This is a genomic window from Thermosynechococcus sp. PKX82, assembly GCF_031583255.1.
In the GTDB taxonomy this organism is placed as follows: Bacteria; Cyanobacteriota; Cyanobacteriia; order Thermosynechococcales; family Thermosynechococcaceae; genus Thermosynechococcus.
The window spans coordinates 1,388,936-1,406,064 of record NZ_CP134169.1; the positions used below are offsets into that span (position 1 = coordinate 1,388,936).

The window sequence follows — 17,129 nt, forward strand, 5'->3', positions numbered from 1 at the left end:
TCTAAATGCGATATTCAGTTAATCTTTAGCAAAACGCAACCTTGAGGAGTCTGGATTGCCACAACCACTATCTGTTGCTGTCTTTATTTGCCTAGAATGGCAACCCAATGCCGGGGGACACGTCAAATGTTGGGAACGTTTTGCGGCAGCTGCCAGCCACTACCCAGACCGCGTTGACCTGACCATTTACTTCCTTGGTGCCAAACAGCAAACCCTAGAGGTAGCAGCCAATGTTCGCTACCAATTGCTACCGCCCCAGTTCAGCACGCACTCACTGGAAATTATGCGCCAAGGGGCAGGCGTGACCGATGTAGCTCCCTTGCATTGGGGATTGCGCCGTTATTTACCCCAACATCAGGTGTTTCACATTACGGATACTTTTAGCTTTGCTCAAACGGTGCGCCGCTTTTGTCGCCAGTACCATCGTCCTCTCCTCAGTTCGATTCACACGGATTTGCCCTTATTGACCCGCACCTATTCGCGGGAAATTATTTGGCGCATGAGTGGCCGCAGTTGGGGGCGAGAATTTTGGCGGTGGCTATGGCTGGAGAAATTACAAGTGGATCAGTGGTTTGGTTACCGAGCCGAACGTAAATTAGCGGGTTTTATGCGTGCTAGCGATCGCGTCTTGGTCTCGCGGCAGCAGGATGCCGATTGGCTGCTCACGTTTTTGCCCCCTGAGCGGGTGGCGTGGTTTCAGCGGGGCATCGATCGCGATCGCTTTCATCCGCGATTTCGCAATCCCCAATGGCTACGGGAGGAGTATCACCTGCCAGAGGTGCCGATCGCGCTTTTTGTCGGTCGGGTAGATGCCAGTAAAAATGTGCTCCTGTTGGCGCAGGCAGCTCAAGTGTTAACCAATCAAGGAAAGGCATTCCATGTGTTGATTGTTGGCGAAGGGGCACAGGCTACCCTTGTCAAAGACCTTTTGGGCGATCGCGTCACCCTCACAGGCAAGGTACCCCAAGAAAAATTAGGGGCAATTTATGCCAGCAGTGATCTATTCGTCTTTCCCTCAGAGTCGGAAACAGGGCCCAATGTGGTGGTGGAAGCACGGGCGGCAGGATTACCCGTCGTCATTTCTGGGTTTGATGGCGGGCGCAAATATGTCCAAACCTCAGGGGAGGATGGGGTGGTGGTTTACAGTCGCGACCCCCAAGATTGGGCAGCCGCCATTACCCCGCTGTTAGATGATGCCCCCTATCGCCAGCGGATGGGAACACAGGCACACCAGATCACCCAAGCAACGTGCCCCACGTGGCAGGACGCCTTTGAGCAGAGCATTTTGTGCCAATGGGAAGCGGTTGCCCAAGCCTACGGCTGGCCTCAAAAAGCCTGATCCTCTAGGAGAGCCTCTAAAATCAAGGCCATATGGGTCCAGTGGGTTCCCCCCTGACAAAAGACAATATAGGGTGGACGCAAAGGGCCATCGGCAGACAGTTCCGACGTGCTGCCGTCAATAAACGTGCCCCCAGCCATCACTAGATCATCGGCATAGCCGGGCATGGGCGCAGGTACAGGATCAAGATAGGAACCCACCGGGGAGTAACGTTGCAACGTACGGCAAAAGGCAATCAGCTTTTCAGGACTGCCCAATTGGATCGCTTGAATGACATCGCGGCGGGGGGCAAGGGGGGCGGGGTTGACGGGATAACCCAATTGGTCAAAGACATAGGCCAAGAGATGGGCGCACTTGAGGGCTTCGCCGACCATTTGCGGTGCTAAGAACAGCCCTTGAAAGAGCAGACGATGTTGATCAAATGTGGCACCCCCTTCGTGGCCAATCCCCGGTGCCGTAAGGCGATAACTGGCTTGCTCAATGAGATCAGCGCGTCCTGCTAAGTAGCCCCCCGCGGTGGCGATCGTGCCGCCGGGATTTTTAATCAGAGAACCCGCAATCAAATCGGCGCCAACATGGGGCGGCTCTTGGGTCTCGACAAATTCGCCGTAGCAATTATCCACAAAACAAACCACATTGGGATTTTGCCCCTTGATCAGTTGGATCATTTTGCCAATGTCCTCAAGGCTGAGGCTCGGCCGCCATGTATAGCCACAGGAGCGTTGAATGAGCACCATGCGGGTTTGAGGTTGAACACAGGTGGCGATCGCCCCCCAATCCGGTTCGCCCGTACTCAGGAGGGGAATCTGGCGATAGTGAATCCCAAAGTCCTTGAGGGAACCTTGGCCGCGACCCCGCAGGCCAATCACCTCTTCTAGGGTGTCGTAGGGGGCACCCGCAAGGGAAATCAGTTCATCCCCAGGGCGGAGCACACCAAACAGGGCGGTGGCAATCGCGTGGGTACCAGAAACAAATTGCACCCGCACCAAGGCCGCCTCAGCCCCCATCACCTGCGCAAAAACGCGATCCAGCACCTCACGCCCTAGGTCGCCATGACCATAGCCCGTCATGCTACTGAAGTGATGCACCCCCAGCCGCTGCTGCCGAAACGCCCCTAGAACCCGATCCAAATTTTCCTTAACGCGGCCATCAATTTCGTTAAACGTTGGGGCAAGTGCCTCTTGGGCAGCAGTTACAAGTGGAGTTTTCACGTCGAGACTAATCATTGAGCAACGGCAAGTGTCATAAAGATAAAGACTTAAACCAAAGTCTGAGTCTTGGCAGGATAAATGCGTCCTCGCCACTGCTTAGGGCGTTGCCAAGAGGAGAGGGTAATTCGCAGGGCGGCGAGGGGATCCGCAAGGGGAGACAGCCAAAAGAGCCAGTGCCCTTGACCCGTCTGCCAATCATAGACAGGGGCGATCGCCAGTGTCATGCCGCAGCGGATCAGCACCAGCAAGCCATTGAGCAGTGTCGCCATCTCTAAAGGAAGGGTGGGAGTAGTCATTGCCAGTGCCATCAAGCCCAAAATCAACAGGGGCAACGGTAATCCCTGTACTGCCCAGAGGAAATAGGCATCGCCCCAGAGCTGGGCGGCTGGGGTGGCATCCTTGAGATCCAGCGATCGCCCCCATTCTCGCCATGTCTCCGCCATGCCCTCATACATCCGCACCTTGAGCACCTTGGAGCCATCGCGAAAGGCCACCCGTGCTCCCCTAGCTGCTGCCGCCCGCACTAACGTTACATCATCACAAAAGGAGGAAGCGGCAACTTGGTAGCCGCCCATTGCCTCGAGGCGCGATCGCCGAATGAGTAGGCACTGACCATTGGCCAGAATCCGCTCCGGCTGAGTTTCCACAGCGCGCGCTGCGCCAAAGCGGTAGATCAGCGTCAAGAGCAACGCCGGTTGCAGCCACCATTCACCGCCGGTCTTGAGGATAAAGCGAGGCGAGAGAGAAATCAGATCCAGTTGCTCCTGCTCTGCTGTCGCCAAAAGACTAGCTACAAGGCCGGGTTGCGGTTGGGTATCCGCATCAATGCCCAAAATCCACTCACTATCGGGATGGGCACGACAAAAGCCCGTATGTAAAGCCCAAGGCCGCCCCACCCACCCCGGCGGTAAGGGGGGATCAAACTCCAGTCGCAGACGCGGATCGCGGTGTTGTGCCGCGTGCACGATTTCAGCCGTGCCATCTTGGGAATGACTATCAACAATCAGAATTTCCCGCACCTCATAGCCTTGACGCATTAAGCCCTCTAAACAGGGTTGCAACCGCTGTGCCTCATTGAGGGTGGGGACAACAATTGAGACTTTGGCTAAGTTCTCTGGGCGGGAGGGCTGGGGGGTTAAGGGAGTCGGTCGTCGCCAACCTGATCCTAAACGGGCGATTAAAACAGCCGCCCAAGGTGCCTGTGCCAGGATCGCGGCGCTGGCGATCGCTGCTATGCCAACTGCAACGGTACTCAATTTTCTTCTGCCTCGTCCTCTGCTGGCGAATTTTCGGGGGGCGGAACATCCTCTGGAGACAGTTTCAGCCGTTTAATCGGTAAATTGGCAATCAAAGCCGTTGTCCGCTGATCCGACTCTAGGGAAACCGCTAGCCCCTCCGTTTCTAGCTCCACATAGCGGGAGACCACCTCTAAAATATCGCGCCGCAGATTGTCCAAAATTTGCGGTGTCAGGGCCGTGCGATCGTGGGCAAGAACTAACTTTAAACGCTCCTTGGCAGTGGTGCGACTGGGGGGAGTACGGGTAAACAGCCGCTCTAAAAGTTCACTGATCATCCCTTTGCCCCAAACAAGCGTCGAATGCGACCAAAGAGTCCACCGCTTGCCGCCTCTAAATCAAGAAACTCAACCTTTTCCCCCTCCAAGCGACGGGCAATATTCATAAAGGCCTGCCCCGCTAGGGACAGCGACTCTGCCAAGACCAAGGGTTCCCCTTTGTTGGTGGAAACAATCACCTTCTCATCCTCGGGGACAATGCCAATCAGGGGAATCGAGAGAATTTCTTGGACATCTTCGACGGACATCATATCGTTGGCAGCCACCATTGCTGGGCGTAAGCGATTCAAAATGAGATGGCTATTGCGAATGCGGTAGGCCTCCAGCAGGCCAATCACGCGATCGGCATCCCGTACAGCGGCAATTTCTGGCGTGGTCACCACCAAGGCTTCCTGCGCAGGGGCAATGGCATTGCGAAATCCCGCCTCGATCCCCGCTGGACAATCAATGAGCACGTAATCATAGTGCTTGCTCAGGGCTGAGGCCAACTGTCGCATCTGTTCTGGGGTAATGGCATCCTTATTGCGGCTTTGGGCTGCGGGCAGCAACACCAGCCTATTCAGGCGTTTATCGCGCACAAGGGCTTGATCCAAGCGACACTGCCCGGTCAGCACATCAATGGCGGTGTAAACCACGCGATTTTCCAAGCCGAGTAGTAGGTCAAGGTTGCGCAAGCCAAAGTCGGCGTCAATGAGCACCACCGATCGCCCCAATTTGGCCAAAGCCACACCAATATTGGCACTGGCGGTTGTTTTCCCCACGCCCCCTTTGCCCGAGGTAATGACAATCGTGCGCCCCATTGAACTCCCTAGGAATTGGCTTACTAGAATAGATTATCTCAAGGTGCCTCGGATACGGCGAAGGCTCGCCCCCAAGTATCGGCGGGGGCAATCTGAATCCCTTGGTCTGTGGCGTAGGCCACCTCTGGATAAGGCGGGTTTGGCGGCTCTGGGGTACGTGCCAACAGATCAGCAATCCGTAACTGTGTGGCTGCCATTTCAAGGGTCATAATCCGTGCCCCCCGATTGCCCTTGGCACCGGCGTGGGCGATACCGCGTAATCGCCCCCAGACGATAATATCGCCGGCAGCAATGATACTGGCTCCTGCATTGACATCGCCAACAATCACCACAGTGGCGTCATGGTGAATTTCCATGCCTGATCGCAGGGTTGTTTTCAAGTAAAGGGGGTTGGCCATGGGGTCTGAGTCCCCCTCAGTCTCTTTTGCAATTAAGGGTGGCAGTTCCCCCTGCTGGACACTGTAGCCAAGGGTAGCGGCAGCGATCGCCGTCTGGCGGCGTTCGGTAATAATCTTGTCCAGTCGCAACTGATGCTCGCTGAGAGCCTCGGCCAACTGTTGAAGCTGTGACTGATCTAAAAGCCGCTGTCCGCAGGCACAATCTACGGGTAAGGTCTCTGACCAGAGGTGTTCTTGACCGACAAGGTAAAGTTGCAACTGCGGCCACAGGTCAATCCAGTCTAAATCGGCCGGCAACGTGAGTCGGTAGCGCCCTCCACAGTGTTCTAAAGCAAGGCCGCTGACAATGGGTGTGCTTTGCTCCACCTCAAGAGTTACCGCAGGGCTTTCAGCAGGTTCCTCTACGGGGGTTGACTCAGACTCACTCATGGTTTTTCCACTCGCAGTCGCTGTGTAATCAGAACCATGCCCGTATCGCGAATTAAGGCCACAGAGACCCAGCGATTACCGGCTTCTTGAGGCGCACGTCCCACCTTAAAAATCCCGCCCGCAGAGAGGAGTTCCAATTTGACGGGGCTAGGATTGGCGTAGGTTTGGGCGTTGATGGGCTGATCGCTGGCGGCGCCGAGGAGAATGGCATTGCCAATGGGTTCTTGCACAATCGCATCAAGGCTAAATTCTTCACCCGCACGCACGGCTTGGGGGAGGGAGAATTGCACCGTAGGCGGTGTCGCACCAATCGTGATCGTAGTTTTTTCGCTGGTAATGTCTTGGCGGATGATTTTGCCGTTGCGGATGACTTGGGTGGCTTGCAGGTTGCCACGAATGTTTTGCGGGCGATCGCTCGTGCCGCCGGCTCCTTCAATGGTTGTACTAATCTCTAGAATCCACTCATTTCCCTGCTGTTGCCAACGGTTCACCGTCGTGCGGTAGCGGATGTCACGGTAGGGTTGCCAAAACGTCGGCAGTTGTTTGCGCAAAATTTCAAGGGTGAGGCCGTCCCCTGTTTTGAACTCAGGGTCATAAAAGGCTAGCACTGCCTCTAGATTCTTTTGACTGGCTGCTGTATCCAACCCGTTAAGGAGGGATTGCAACGATTCTGGCAGAGCAGCCGGAGTGGCTTGCGCGAGGGGAGCCGCCCAAGTCTGCTCCTGTATCCCCCCACAGATCACTGCCAAGCCAAGAACTGAAACCAAAAAAGAGCGACGCATCATTCACTGCCTTTGCGACTCGTTTGCCATTAAGGTCTATTCATCAAAATTGGCGGAGTTATCTTGCTCGTCAGTGGGAGGACGATCCAAGGGTTGATAGGGCACATACTCACTGCCATCCGTTGTGCCTTCCGGACGGGGGCGGGGGGGTCGCCGTCGCACAGGGCGATCGCTCACTTCCGCAGTTTCCGTAATCGGCGGCGGCGGTCGGCGGGTTGGCCGGCGGGTTGTCGGTGTTGGTGGACGATAGGGTTCATCGACAATCTCATCTGCCGGTGGTGGGGTCGGTCGCGGACGCCTTGAAGGGGGACGCCGAACACTGGGGCGGCTAGGGGGTGGGCTACTGCGGCGCGAGGGTAAACGTCCGACCGGGGGGGCATCCTCTACATCCTCGTCTTCATAGCGCGATCGCGACACCTCACGACTACCCCGAATTCGCCGCAGGGGTGGGTAATCCTCCTCCTCTTCCTCTTCATCCTCGTAGGGCTCGAGTTCCTCCAGCTCCGCTCGATAGGTGTAGCTACGGCTCACGGGTCGCTCTTCATCCACAATCGGGGTATTTCGCCGCGCCTGCTCAGTGGCCACCCGTCGTAGCCGAATACTCTCGTAGGCAAAAAAGGCAGCGGTGCCTGTTAGTAGAAACTGGCCAAACAGCAGAATTGGATCGAGGCGCCACCCTTGGAAAAAGAGAATCCCACCGCACAGAAGAGCCACTGCGGCGAAGAAAATATCGTGATCTCGCGCTAACTCTGGCTGAATCGAGCGCAGAAAATAGAGGAGCGCCCCCGCAACCGCTAGGCCAATGCCCAAAATACCAGCAGGCCCAAGCCCGACATTAACAATTTGACCAAGGAGGGGGGAAAAGGAAAGATACGTCATTTAACCGGTTGATTGAAGGGGCAAAATAAAACACAGAGTCACAGCGCTATGGCCATGACTCTATTTTAGCGATGATTGCAAAGCCCACCAGCTGCTTGGCTGCCTATGAAGAACGCTGCACTTTATCAATTTGACTAATGGTGATCAAAGCAGCGAAGGTTAAACCCAGCACCACCGCGCCGGACAATAGCCCAATAAAGAAACCTTTAAGAGAAGGGGTAATGGTCAACAGTAGAGGGTACGCAGAATGAATCATGGCTGTTGCTTGCAGGTCAAAGTGAACACTAGGATTTTAACAAAATCTGGCTTCGCTGCTATTAGACCCAGTGTCGCCAAGCTCGGAGTCGCGTCAGTAGCCGCTGCTGAAGGCGTTCCCAAAACGCAAAGGAAAGGACGCCTCGGGGTTGCTCTCGTGGGACTAAGCCGATATTTGCCCCGACCGGTCTGAGCGATCGCCCCATGGCCATCGCCGCTTCGCGAGCCTCTTCTCTAGGAGGAATAAACGTGAGGGTGGGAGCGGGTAGCCAACGCGCCAGTTCGCAATAGCGATCGCGGGGATGATTTTTTACTTGTCCCTGCACCACCAACGTCGTCGATTCGCCACCATCCACCGCCGTTGCATCAGTGACGCCCTGCTCCAGTAAAAACGCCTGAAGCTGCCCAAAGGAGACCCCCGGCGAACCACCATTGCCCCGCCCATCGCTGACGACGAAAATATATTCATTGCCCCGTCTGCCGAGAATCGCCTTAGGAGAAGTGCGATCGCTGTCATCCACAGGTAGCTTCCTGCCGCCCTCTAAAAGCTGCTGCGAGCCACTCACCACATGAAACGGCTGCGCAGGTAAGCTGCCTCGGTAAAACTCCATCCCCCCTTGAGCCGGGAAATGCACAATCGCTAAATAGCCCCCCTCATAGGGACGCACCACCTGACCATTCACGATGTAGGCTCCGAGAACCCCCGCTGGAATCGTGCCTCGACCGCTTAAGCAGGTCTGCCGTAGTGCCCCATAGTCAATACCCTCAGGCTTTAATTCCCCCATAACCCATTTCTGATAGTCCTGAAAGGAACGCAGGGAATTCGCATTTAACCAGCGGAAGAAATTCGTATTCATCGCTGCCACAGCTCCCGTCCGCCGCGCAAAAGCCGCTGTCGTTTCTAAATAGGTATCTTGGCCATTGGGGGCAGGTTCTGTCATGACCACCCGATAATCCGCCATCGGCGCAGCCACCATATATACCTGCGTTTGATCCACTCTATGGGTCGAGTACTGAAGAGTGGCTAATGAGAGGCCAACCCAAGGCAACACACTCAGCATCTATTTTCCTCCAGCACAGCCTTCAGTTTCGGTGGGCTATCTCTAACCTAGGACGCAAAAACAGATGATTCTGTCCCCAAGCTGCTTTAAGGATAGTGAATAAATCAACATAAATCTTTAGGTTCTTTTAACCCACATCCTTGGGGAATCTGCCTAGGATCAGGGTGGGATTTTCTGGACGCTTTGGCACCATGGAACAAATACCCGCTTCAATTTGGACACTCACCGCTGGCATTGTTGTTACCCTGATTAGCTTCTGGGTTGGTCATCACCATGGCCTCCTGCCGGAACAGGCCTCTGAGCAGGCTCCCTTGGTGGATAACTTCTTTGACATTATGCTCACAATTGGTACCGCTCTCTTTTTGGTGGTACAGGGTGCGATCATCCTCTTTGTGATTCGCTATCGCCGCCGTGCCGGTGAGGAAGGGGATGGCCTACCCATAGAGGGCAACTTACCCCTAGAGGCCTTCTGGACGGCCATTCCTGCCCTGATTGTGATTTTCCTTGGTATCTACAGCGTGGATATTTTCCAGCGCATGGGGGGACTGAATCCGGGGGATCATGCTCTGCACTCCATGCACACCCCTAAACCAGCAGTGGCGGTTGTTGCCGAAGCCCCCTCAAAAACCACCAGCGATGCAACTGCCCTTTTAGCAGCAGCGCCAACCCCTGAAATTGGCATTGGTGCCAGCCCCGATGTTCAAGGCAAAGCCCCAGACGTAGTGGTGGATGTGGCGGGTATGCAGTATGCATGGATTTTCACCTACCCCGACAGTGGCATTGTCTCCGGCGAATTGCATATCCCAGTGGGCAAGGATGTCCAATTGAACCTCTCCGCACGGGATGTGATCCATTCCTTTTGGGTGCCGCAGTTTCGCTTGAAGCAGGATGCGATTCCGGGTGTGCCCACTGAACTGCGCTTTAAGGCTACCAAGGTCGGGACATACCCCGTCGTCTGTGCTGAACTCTGTGGTGGCTACCACGGTGCCATGCGCACGCAGGTGATCGTGCATACTCCAGAGGATTTTGAAGCGTGGCGTAGTCAAAACCAAGCGATCGCAACGACTCCCGTGATCCCCTCCCTGAGCGATCGCCATGTCGAGGAGATGGGCGTCACCCCCCAATTAGTGGCGCAAGTAGAAGCAATGACCCACCACCATTCTCCGTCAAAGCTTTAGTTTTCTTCCTACTGTTGCATTCTTGAGAGAGTTATGGCGCAAGCACAACTGCCGCTAGATACCCCCTTGTCGCTCCCTGAGCATCCCAAGGCGTGGAAGTGGTACGACTATTTCACCTTTAATGTTGATCACAAGGTAATTGGCATTCAATATTTGGTCACCGCCTTTATCTTTTACTTGATTGGCGGACTGATGGCGGTGGCCATGCGCACGGAGCTGGCAACGGCAGATTCAGATTTTCTCAATCCCAATCTCTACAATGCTTTCATGACCAACCACGGCACCATTATGATTTTCTTTTGGGTGGTGCCAGCGGCCATTGGTGGCTTTGGCAATTACTTGGTGCCCCTGATGATTGGGGCGCGGGACATGGCCTTTCCCCGCTTGAATGCCTTAGCCTTTTGGCTGAACCCGCCGGCGGGGGCATTACTCTTGGCCAGTTTCCTGTTTGGCGGTGCCCAAGCGGGTTGGACCTCCTATCCGCCCTTGAGTACGATCACGGCCACTACTGCCCAGAGTATGTGGATTCTGGCGATCGTCCTTGTGGGTACCTCCTCGATCATGGGATCGGTGAATTTCATCGTTACCATCTGGAAGATGAAAGTGCCTAGTATGCGCTGGGATCAATTGCCCCTCTTTTGCTGGGCCATGCTAGCCACCTCTCTGCTGGCTCTAGTGTCAACGCCCGTGCTGGCGGCGGGGCTGATTTTGCTGCTGTTTGATATTAACTTTGGCACCTCGTTTTACAAACCCGATGCCGGTGGGAACGTTGTCATTTACCAGCACCTTTTCTGGTTTTACTCTCACCCGGCGGTGTACCTGATGATTTTGCCGATCTTTGGCATTATGTCTGAGGTGATCCCGGTTCATGCCCGTAAGCCCATCTTTGGCTATCAGGCGATCGCCTACTCCAGTTTGGCCATCTGCTGCGTGGGTCTCTTTGTCTGGGTACACCATATGTTCACCAGTGGTACGCCCCCTTGGATGCGGATGTTCTTCACGATTTCGACACTGATTGTGGCGGTGCCGACAGGAGTAAAAATCTTTAGTTGGGTCGCCACCCTCTGGGGGGGCAAGATTCGCCTCAACAGTGCCATGCTCTTTGCCATTGGCCTACTGTCGATGTTTGTCCTTGGTGGCCTCAGTGGTGTGACCTTGGGGACTGCCCCCGTGGATATTCACGTCCACGACACCTACTATGTGGTGGCACATTTCCACTATGTCCTCTTTGGGGGCTCCGTGTTTGGTCTCTATGCGGGGATTTACCACTGGTTCCCCAAAATGACAGGACGGCTCCTCGATGAGCGCTTAGGGATTCTCCACTTTGTGCTGACCTTTATTGGCACGAACTTGACCTTTTTGCCGATGCATGAGTTGGGTCTTAAAGGGATGCCCCGCCGCGTGGCCATGTATGATCCCCAGTTTGAGCCAATTAATCTCATCTGTACGATTGGTGCCTTTGTCCTAGCTTTCTCAATTATTCCTTTCCTGATTAACATCATTTGGAGCTGGAATAAGGGCAAAATTGCCGGCGATAACCCTTGGGGCGGTCTCAGCTTAGAGTGGACGACCAGTTCACCGCCGCTGATTGAAAACTGGGAAGTGCTGCCTGTGGTCACCAAAGGTCCCTACGACTACGGCATTGAGCAGCGCAAGGAAAGCACTGATGAGGATGAGGACGAGGAAGAGTAGGACGCTTTAGGAGCAAGCCATGCAAGGTACTGTTGACTCTCAAGCGACGGCCATAGCCGTTGATCATGCCCATGAGCACCCTGATTTTCGGGTTTTAGGGTTGCTGGTCTTTTTGATTTCTGAATCCCTAATGTTTGGTGGCCTCTTTGCGGCCTATTTACTTCTGCGGGGCATGAATGAGCAATGGCCGCCCGAAGGCACTGAGGTGGAACTTCTTGTGCCCACCATCAACACCATCATCCTTATTTCCAGTAGCTTTGTCATCCACTACGGCGATGTTGCCATCAAAAAGGATGACGTTCGCGGCATGCGCCAATGGTACTGGATCACGGCGGCCATGGGGGCAGTGTTCTTGGGCGGTCAAGTTTATGAGTACCTCACCCTCGGCTACGGCCTGCGCACCAATGTCTTTGCCAACTGCTTTTATGTGATGACGGGCTTCCATGGCCTCCATGTCTTTGTGGGGATTTTGCTGATTTTGGGGGTGATCTGGCGATCGCGCCGTCCCGGCCATTACAGTGCCCACAAGCATACGGGGGTCACCATGGCAGAGATCTACTGGCACTTTGTGGATGTGATCTGGATTATCCTCTTCACCCTGCTGTATATCCTGACTCGCTTTTAGGGGCAGGTCTTGAATTGGGGCGATCGCGGATCAAAGTTGCACTGATAGACCACAGGTGCTTGCCAACTCAAGGGAATTTCCAAGAGGTCACGGGTACCCGTAATTCCCTGCAAAAGAAAAAGAACAAGGGCAAGGGAATTCAAGCCAATGTGAATCCGCCGCCACCTGAGCGATCGATCTTGGTAAATCTCCCGCACAATGGCCACAGAAAAAATCATCAGCATCACCGCCGCCAAGCCAAAGTAAAAGTGGGAAACCCACCACTCGTCATCACGGCGAAAGACCCCCGGTTGAAAAGCTAGAATGGTCACCCCCATCCCTGAGAGGGTGGCAAAAACAGCACGCCATAGCTTCGATTGAGCACGATACAGCAGCGCCGTTGCTGCAATGGTGACAACAAACATCAGTGCCACGAGGACAACAGAGAGCGGTTGCAGTGTCTGATTCTCCGCCTGCATCAAGAAGCCCTGAAATCCAAACACCACTGAATAGGCCAAGGCCACCAATGTGATGCCAACCACGCCGGCTGCTAAAAGATTGCCCAATTTGACATGCAGGGTGCCCACTGTGGGTGGGATGGTGGTGTCTTTGAGACGACGCTGCCGCGTTTGCAGAGCAAAGAATGTGGTGATACCAATGACCGGAAAGACAAATGTGCAGGCCAAGATGGGATGCAACAGCAAAATGATGTCTTTGAGGTTGAGAAACATACTGGCTAAGAATGATAAGGCCAGTTTTAGGGTAACGAATCTAGGGGCGGGGCAAATCAAAGAACAGCACTGTTGTCAGTAAGCCAACTGTGGCCACCAACAAGGTCACTAGGAATCCCCAAAGCCGGGCATCTGTGCCCGCTTGTCGCTTAGAAATATCCTGCAAGGTGGACTCTACCGTATCAATCCGCTGCCCTAACTGTACTTCTATGGAATTGATACGCTGCTCCAGTTTGGCCTCCACGGCCTTCATCTGTTGCTCCAGCTTAGCTTCGACAGCATTGATGCGCTGCTCCAGTTTGGCTTCGACGGCGTTGATGCGCTGCTCTAGCTTAGCCTCCACAGCATTGATACGCTGTTCAAGTTTGGCCTCGACAGTATCAATTTTGTCCTCAAGCCTTTGGAATTTCTCGTTACTCGTGGCGATGTGAATATCCAGCTTTTTATCCATGGCTTGGATGGCAGCCTGCATTGACTGCATATCGGCCTGCATCCCTTGGATAGCATCTAAAACTTGGCTCAATTCGGAACGGGTAACGGGTTCAGTCATGATGCTGATGCTTGATTAACGGACGTGGAGGGATTCGAACCCCCGACCCTCAGAACCGGAATCTGATGCTCTATCCACTGAGCCACACGTCCAGCTTTCTCATCATAGCATTAACCAAGGTAGGCTTGCTGAACCCGTGGATCATTCAGGAGATCTGCTGCACGACCGCTGAGGGTCACTTGACCCGCTTCAAGCACATAACCGCGATCGCCCAATTGTAAGGCTAGGTAAGCATTTTGCTCGACCAGTAGCATTGTCATCCCCTGTTGCCGCAGTTGTGCCAAGATGGCAAAAATTTCCCGCACTAAATTGGGCGCTAAGCCTAAACTGGGTTCATCAAGGAGCAGTAAGCGAGGACGACTCATCAGGGCACGGGCGATCGCCAGCATTTGTTGCTCACCGCCACTGAGGGTTCCCGCCAGTTGGTATTGCCGCTCCCGTAGTCTAGGAAAGCGCTTGAGTTGTTCTTCGAGGTCTTGTGCAATCTGCGCCTCATCTCGACGACAGTAGGCACCGAGAAGAAGATTGTCGCGTACGGTTTGGCGGGCGAGAACCTGACGCCCCTCTGGACAATGGGCAATGCCCAGGCTCACTAATTCATGGGGCGATCGCCCTGCAATCGATTGACCGGCAAAGCGAATGGTACCTTTACTGGGAACGAGTCTAGAGATGGCACGCAGCAGGGTGGTTTTGCCAGCACCATTGGCACCCACAAGGGTAATGCACTCGCCGGCTGCAATGGCCAGACTCACCTCGCGCAGAGCGCAAATGCCACCGTAGTGGACACTCAGGGACTCAATTTCCAAGATGCGCGCTTGAGAAGTCATCCCCTAGGCCGTGGTCTGTGATTCCTCCGTATTGGGGGAGCTACCCCGCGCCTCTTCCCATTCAGCAATAGCGGCATTTTCGGTTTGGGCAGCAGCACTGGTGACGAGGGCGCTAATTTCCCGAGAAAAGAACCCTTCTTCCAGTAGCTCCATATAGATAGGATGGAGGTTGCGTTGCAGTTCTTTGAAGATGGCGCGGGCGCGATCGGTATAGCGAAAGTTTTGGTCAAATAAGCTGGCCATCTGAGAAATCCAAGAGCACTGCCACTATCCTAAATCCTATCGGCACACCCATTGCTAGTGGTGGCGCGGACTTTTGTTTTCTTTCCCTTGGGCAATGATGGCAAGTCAATTTGTTATTCATTTTTCGATTGAACTTGACTTGAAGGTGCTGGTGTTGTTAAAGGATGTGTTCCTGTAGATACACCTCAGCCTTGTCCGTAGTCAGCGGTGGGGCAAAAAGATAGCCTTGGCCAGAGGGACAGCGCAGCGATCGCAACAGTTGCAGTTGAGTTGTGTTTTCAATGCCCTCGGCGATGCAATCGAGGTGGAGGTTGCGCGCCAGCACCAAAATCGTGTGAACCACCTCCAGATCTTCTTGGCTGCGATCTATTTGGGAAATGAAGGAGCGGTCAATTTTAATGCCATCGAGAGGCAGATTGCGTAAATAGCTCAGGGAGGAATACCCAGTGCCAAAGTCATCAATGTTAATGCGCACCCCCATCGCCTTCAGCTCGGCAAGAATTTCGCGGGCAGAATCTAAGTGCTGCATCAAGGTACTTTCAGTAATTTCTATCTTTAGAAAGTGCCCTGCTAAATGGTAATGCTCAAGGGTTTGTTGAATCTCAGCTACAAGGGTGGGCAAAGAAAATTGATTGGCGGACAGATTGATGCTCATCGTAAAGCCCACGGACTGAAGCTTGGGATAACGCTGTTGCCACTGCTGCAACTGTTCACAGGCATTGTGCAAGACCCAGCGGGAGAGTTCAAAAATCAGCCCCGTTTCTTCAGCGACGGGAATAAAAACTTTGGGGGAAATCAGCGTATCCCCCTTTTGCCAGCGCAGGAGTGCCTCAAAACCTTTGAGAGATTGGCTCCGGAGCTTGACGATGGGCTGATAGTGGAGGACAAAGTCCCCCCGTTCAATCGCTTGCCGCAGTTCCACTTCTAAGTACAGGCGATCGCGCACCTGTTGCAGCATCACAGGATCAAAGACATCAATGCGATTGTGTCCCTTGGTTTTAGCGTGGTACATGGCCATGTCAGCATCCCGCAGCAGTTCCTCACTACTGGTGTAATGGGGGTTACCCATCACAAGACCGATACTCACCGTGCTGTACAGGGTGTAGTGATCGATTTCAAAGGGATGGTTGAGGCGATCCTGCAGTTGGTGGGCAATGGCTTGGGCATGTTCTATCCCCTCAATATCATTGAGCAAGACCGCAAATTCATCTCCCCCTAGACGTGCCACTACGTCCTGAGGACTCACACAACGCGTCAGCCGCTGAGCAAAGGCTTGGAGGAATAAATCCCCTGTGCCATGTCCCAGACTGTCATTGAGGGTCTTGAAGCGATCGATATCCAAGCAGAGAACAGCATAGTGGTACTTGGGGTGCTCGGCTGCATAGCTGAGGGTAAGGCGCAACTGTTCCTCAAAGAACCAGCGATTGGGTAAATGGGTGAGGCGGTCATGGCGGGCTTGGTAGAGGAGTTGGGCTTCGATTGCTTTGCGCTCTTGAATTTCCGCTTGCGCCTTTTGATAGAGTTCTGCCTGCAGGATGGCGATCGCCAACTGGGTCGAAATTTGCTTAATCAGTTCAATTTCACTGTCTTGCCAGTCGCGGGGATGGGCGCATTGATGACAGATGAGCAACCCCCACAGCCGCCCTTCGACAATAATCGGTACCACTAGATTAGCCTTAACCTGATAGTGCGCCAGCAAATCGCGATAGCAGGGAACGAGAGGGGCGGTGTCTAAATTGTGCACGACATGAATGCGACCGCGTTTGTAGGCCTCTACATAGCGTTCCGTAAAGCAGGAATCCCCCACGACATCCCCAAGAGCTGACAACCAAGGAGGGATCACCGCTTCAACGTCCATAATGCCGCGCCAATCCTCGAGGAAGCGATAAATGAGCACGCGATCGCAGCCCAAGAGTTCTCGCACATCCTTGACGGCAGCTTCGAGAATCGTGGCCAGATCAAGGGATTGGTGAATGTGCTGGGTAATTTGTACCAGCAGGCGATCGTACTGGGCTTGGCGCAGGAGTTGCTGTTCCACCTGATGGCGATCGATGGCATGGCGGATACTGCGCGCCAGCAAGTTGGGGCTGAGTTCCTGAAAGCTCAAGTAGTCCTGAGCACCACTGTGGAGGATCTGCGTGGCCAGATCCGGACGATCGCTGGGATCAATCACAACTAAGGGTAAGTGTGGATAGCGTTGCTGGAGTGTTTGCACTGCTTTAAGAACGTGATCCCCTTGAGCAATGAGGACAAGGAGATTGGGCTTGGCCTGAGCAACCACCCCAGGGGTTAAATGAGAATACGGACAGGTGTGAACTTGATAGCAAATGTAATCAATCTCGGCGAGATGGGGATATAAAATTTCACCCGATTGGGGGATGTTTTCGATCAGTAATATGTTGATGGATGGCAATAAGCATTTTTTTTGAGGATATTTTTGCGCAGAGTCTTCTGCGACGACTTCAAGGGTCGCTAGTGATTCTAAAGGGCAGTCATCAACAGCGGATAAAACAAGGAGTTTCTCAATCATTGCTAAGTCATCATTCAACACATTAAAATCACAAACTATACAAAAAC

At 53.9% G+C, this 17,129-nt stretch carries 18 protein-coding genes and 1 tRNA gene; 4 read left to right on the forward strand and 15 right to left on the reverse strand.

The window, feature by feature from the left end:
- Positions 1-55 precede the first annotated feature (55 nt).
- On the forward strand, positions 56-1,339 hold the full coding sequence (locus RHH53_RS06815) for a glycosyltransferase (RefSeq protein WP_206199509.1): 1,284 nt from the start codon (positions 56-58) through the stop codon (positions 1,337-1,339).
- Here RHH53_RS06815 and RHH53_RS06820 read toward each other — a convergent pair.
- From RHH53_RS06820 to RHH53_RS06860, 9 genes are all read right to left on the reverse strand, one after another.
- A complete protein-coding gene (locus tag RHH53_RS06820; RefSeq protein WP_302677868.1) occupies positions 1,327-2,550 on the reverse strand; it encodes a methionine gamma-lyase family protein in 1,224 nt (407 codons plus the stop codon). The two genes, RHH53_RS06815 and RHH53_RS06820, sit on opposite strands and share 13 nt — an antisense overlap.
- A gap of 47 nt (positions 2,551-2,597) precedes the next feature.
- Positions 2,598-3,806 carry a 2'-O-glycosyltransferase CruG gene (cruG, locus tag RHH53_RS06825; RefSeq protein WP_310438331.1) on the reverse strand — a complete coding sequence of 403 codons (1,209 nt, stop codon included), beginning with the start codon at positions 3,804-3,806 and terminating at the stop codon, positions 2,598-2,600.
- Complete coding sequence (minE, locus tag RHH53_RS06830; protein WP_206199511.1) at positions 3,803-4,123, reverse strand: cell division topological specificity factor MinE; 321 nt, start codon at positions 4,121-4,123, stop codon at positions 3,803-3,805. The genes cruG and minE overlap by 4 nt, the downstream gene beginning before the upstream one ends.
- On the reverse strand, positions 4,120-4,923 hold the full coding sequence (minD, locus tag RHH53_RS06835) for a septum site-determining protein MinD (RefSeq protein WP_206199512.1): 804 nt from the start codon (positions 4,921-4,923) through the stop codon (positions 4,120-4,122). Before minD ends, minE begins: the two co-directional genes overlap by 4 nt.
- A gap of 38 nt (positions 4,924-4,961) precedes the next feature.
- A complete protein-coding gene (gene minC / locus RHH53_RS06840; protein WP_206199513.1) occupies positions 4,962-5,750 on the reverse strand; it encodes a septum site-determining protein MinC in 789 nt (262 codons plus the stop codon).
- Entirely contained in the window at positions 5,747-6,535 is a 789-nt protein-coding gene (locus RHH53_RS06845) for a nuclear transport factor 2 family protein (protein ID WP_225901512.1), read from the reverse strand. The genes minC and RHH53_RS06845 overlap by 4 nt, the downstream gene beginning before the upstream one ends.
- Positions 6,536-6,568: 33 nt before the next feature.
- On the reverse strand, positions 6,569-7,411 hold the full coding sequence (locus RHH53_RS06850) for a Ycf66 family protein (RefSeq protein ID WP_302677870.1): 843 nt from the start codon (positions 7,409-7,411) through the stop codon (positions 6,569-6,571).
- A gap of 103 nt (positions 7,412-7,514) precedes the next feature.
- A complete protein-coding gene (locus RHH53_RS06855; RefSeq protein WP_149818106.1) occupies positions 7,515-7,667 on the reverse strand; it encodes a photosystem II reaction center X protein in 153 nt (50 codons plus the stop codon).
- A gap of 61 nt (positions 7,668-7,728) precedes the next feature.
- Positions 7,729-8,643: a phosphodiester glycosidase family protein gene (locus RHH53_RS06860; protein WP_310743573.1), complete on the reverse strand. Its 915-nt coding sequence runs from the start codon at positions 8,641-8,643 to the stop codon at positions 7,729-7,731.
- Positions 8,644-8,918: 275 nt separating this feature from the next.
- Here RHH53_RS06860 and RHH53_RS06865 point away from each other — a divergent pair, with 275 nt between their 5' ends.
- Genes RHH53_RS06865 through RHH53_RS06875 form a run of 3 tightly spaced genes read left to right on the forward strand, consistent with a single transcriptional unit; the run spans position 8,919 to position 12,222 of the window.
- Positions 8,919-9,905: a cytochrome c oxidase subunit II gene (locus tag RHH53_RS06865; protein ID WP_310438328.1), complete on the forward strand. Its 987-nt coding sequence runs from the start codon at positions 8,919-8,921 to the stop codon at positions 9,903-9,905.
- Between the two features lie 33 nt (positions 9,906-9,938).
- The gene (gene ctaD, locus RHH53_RS06870; protein WP_302676383.1) at positions 9,939-11,597 is read left to right on the forward strand and encodes a cytochrome c oxidase subunit I; all 1,659 of its coding nucleotides are present in this window, start codon (positions 9,939-9,941) and stop codon (positions 11,595-11,597) included.
- 19 nt (positions 11,598-11,616) lie between these two features.
- Complete coding sequence (locus RHH53_RS06875) at positions 11,617-12,222, forward strand: heme-copper oxidase subunit III (protein ID WP_206199518.1); 606 nt, start codon at positions 11,617-11,619, stop codon at positions 12,220-12,222.
- Here RHH53_RS06875 and RHH53_RS06880 read toward each other — a convergent pair.
- From RHH53_RS06880 to RHH53_RS06905, 6 genes are all read right to left on the reverse strand, one after another.
- Positions 12,219-12,932 (reverse strand): DUF4079 domain-containing protein, encoded by a 714-nt coding sequence (locus RHH53_RS06880; RefSeq protein ID WP_206199519.1) that lies wholly within the window; start codon positions 12,930-12,932, stop codon positions 12,219-12,221. The two genes, RHH53_RS06875 and RHH53_RS06880, sit on opposite strands and share 4 nt — an antisense overlap.
- A gap of 40 nt (positions 12,933-12,972) precedes the next feature.
- The gene (locus RHH53_RS06885; protein ID WP_310742801.1) at positions 12,973-13,482 is read right to left on the reverse strand and encodes a hypothetical protein; all 510 of its coding nucleotides are present in this window, start codon (positions 13,480-13,482) and stop codon (positions 12,973-12,975) included.
- A gap of 19 nt (positions 13,483-13,501) precedes the next feature.
- Positions 13,502-13,574, reverse strand: a tRNA-Arg gene (locus RHH53_RS06890).
- Between the two features lie 18 nt (positions 13,575-13,592).
- Positions 13,593-14,309 carry an ABC transporter ATP-binding protein gene (locus RHH53_RS06895; protein WP_310743574.1) on the reverse strand — a complete coding sequence of 239 codons (717 nt, stop codon included), beginning with the start codon at positions 14,307-14,309 and terminating at the stop codon, positions 13,593-13,595.
- 3 nt (positions 14,310-14,312) lie between these two features.
- Entirely contained in the window at positions 14,313-14,552 is a 240-nt protein-coding gene (locus RHH53_RS06900; protein WP_206199522.1) for a hypothetical protein, read from the reverse strand.
- A gap of 157 nt (positions 14,553-14,709) precedes the next feature.
- On the reverse strand, positions 14,710-16,833 hold the full coding sequence (locus RHH53_RS06905) for an EAL domain-containing protein (RefSeq protein ID WP_310743575.1): 2,124 nt from the start codon (positions 16,831-16,833) through the stop codon (positions 14,710-14,712).
- Between the last annotated feature and the right edge of the window lie 296 nt (positions 16,834-17,129).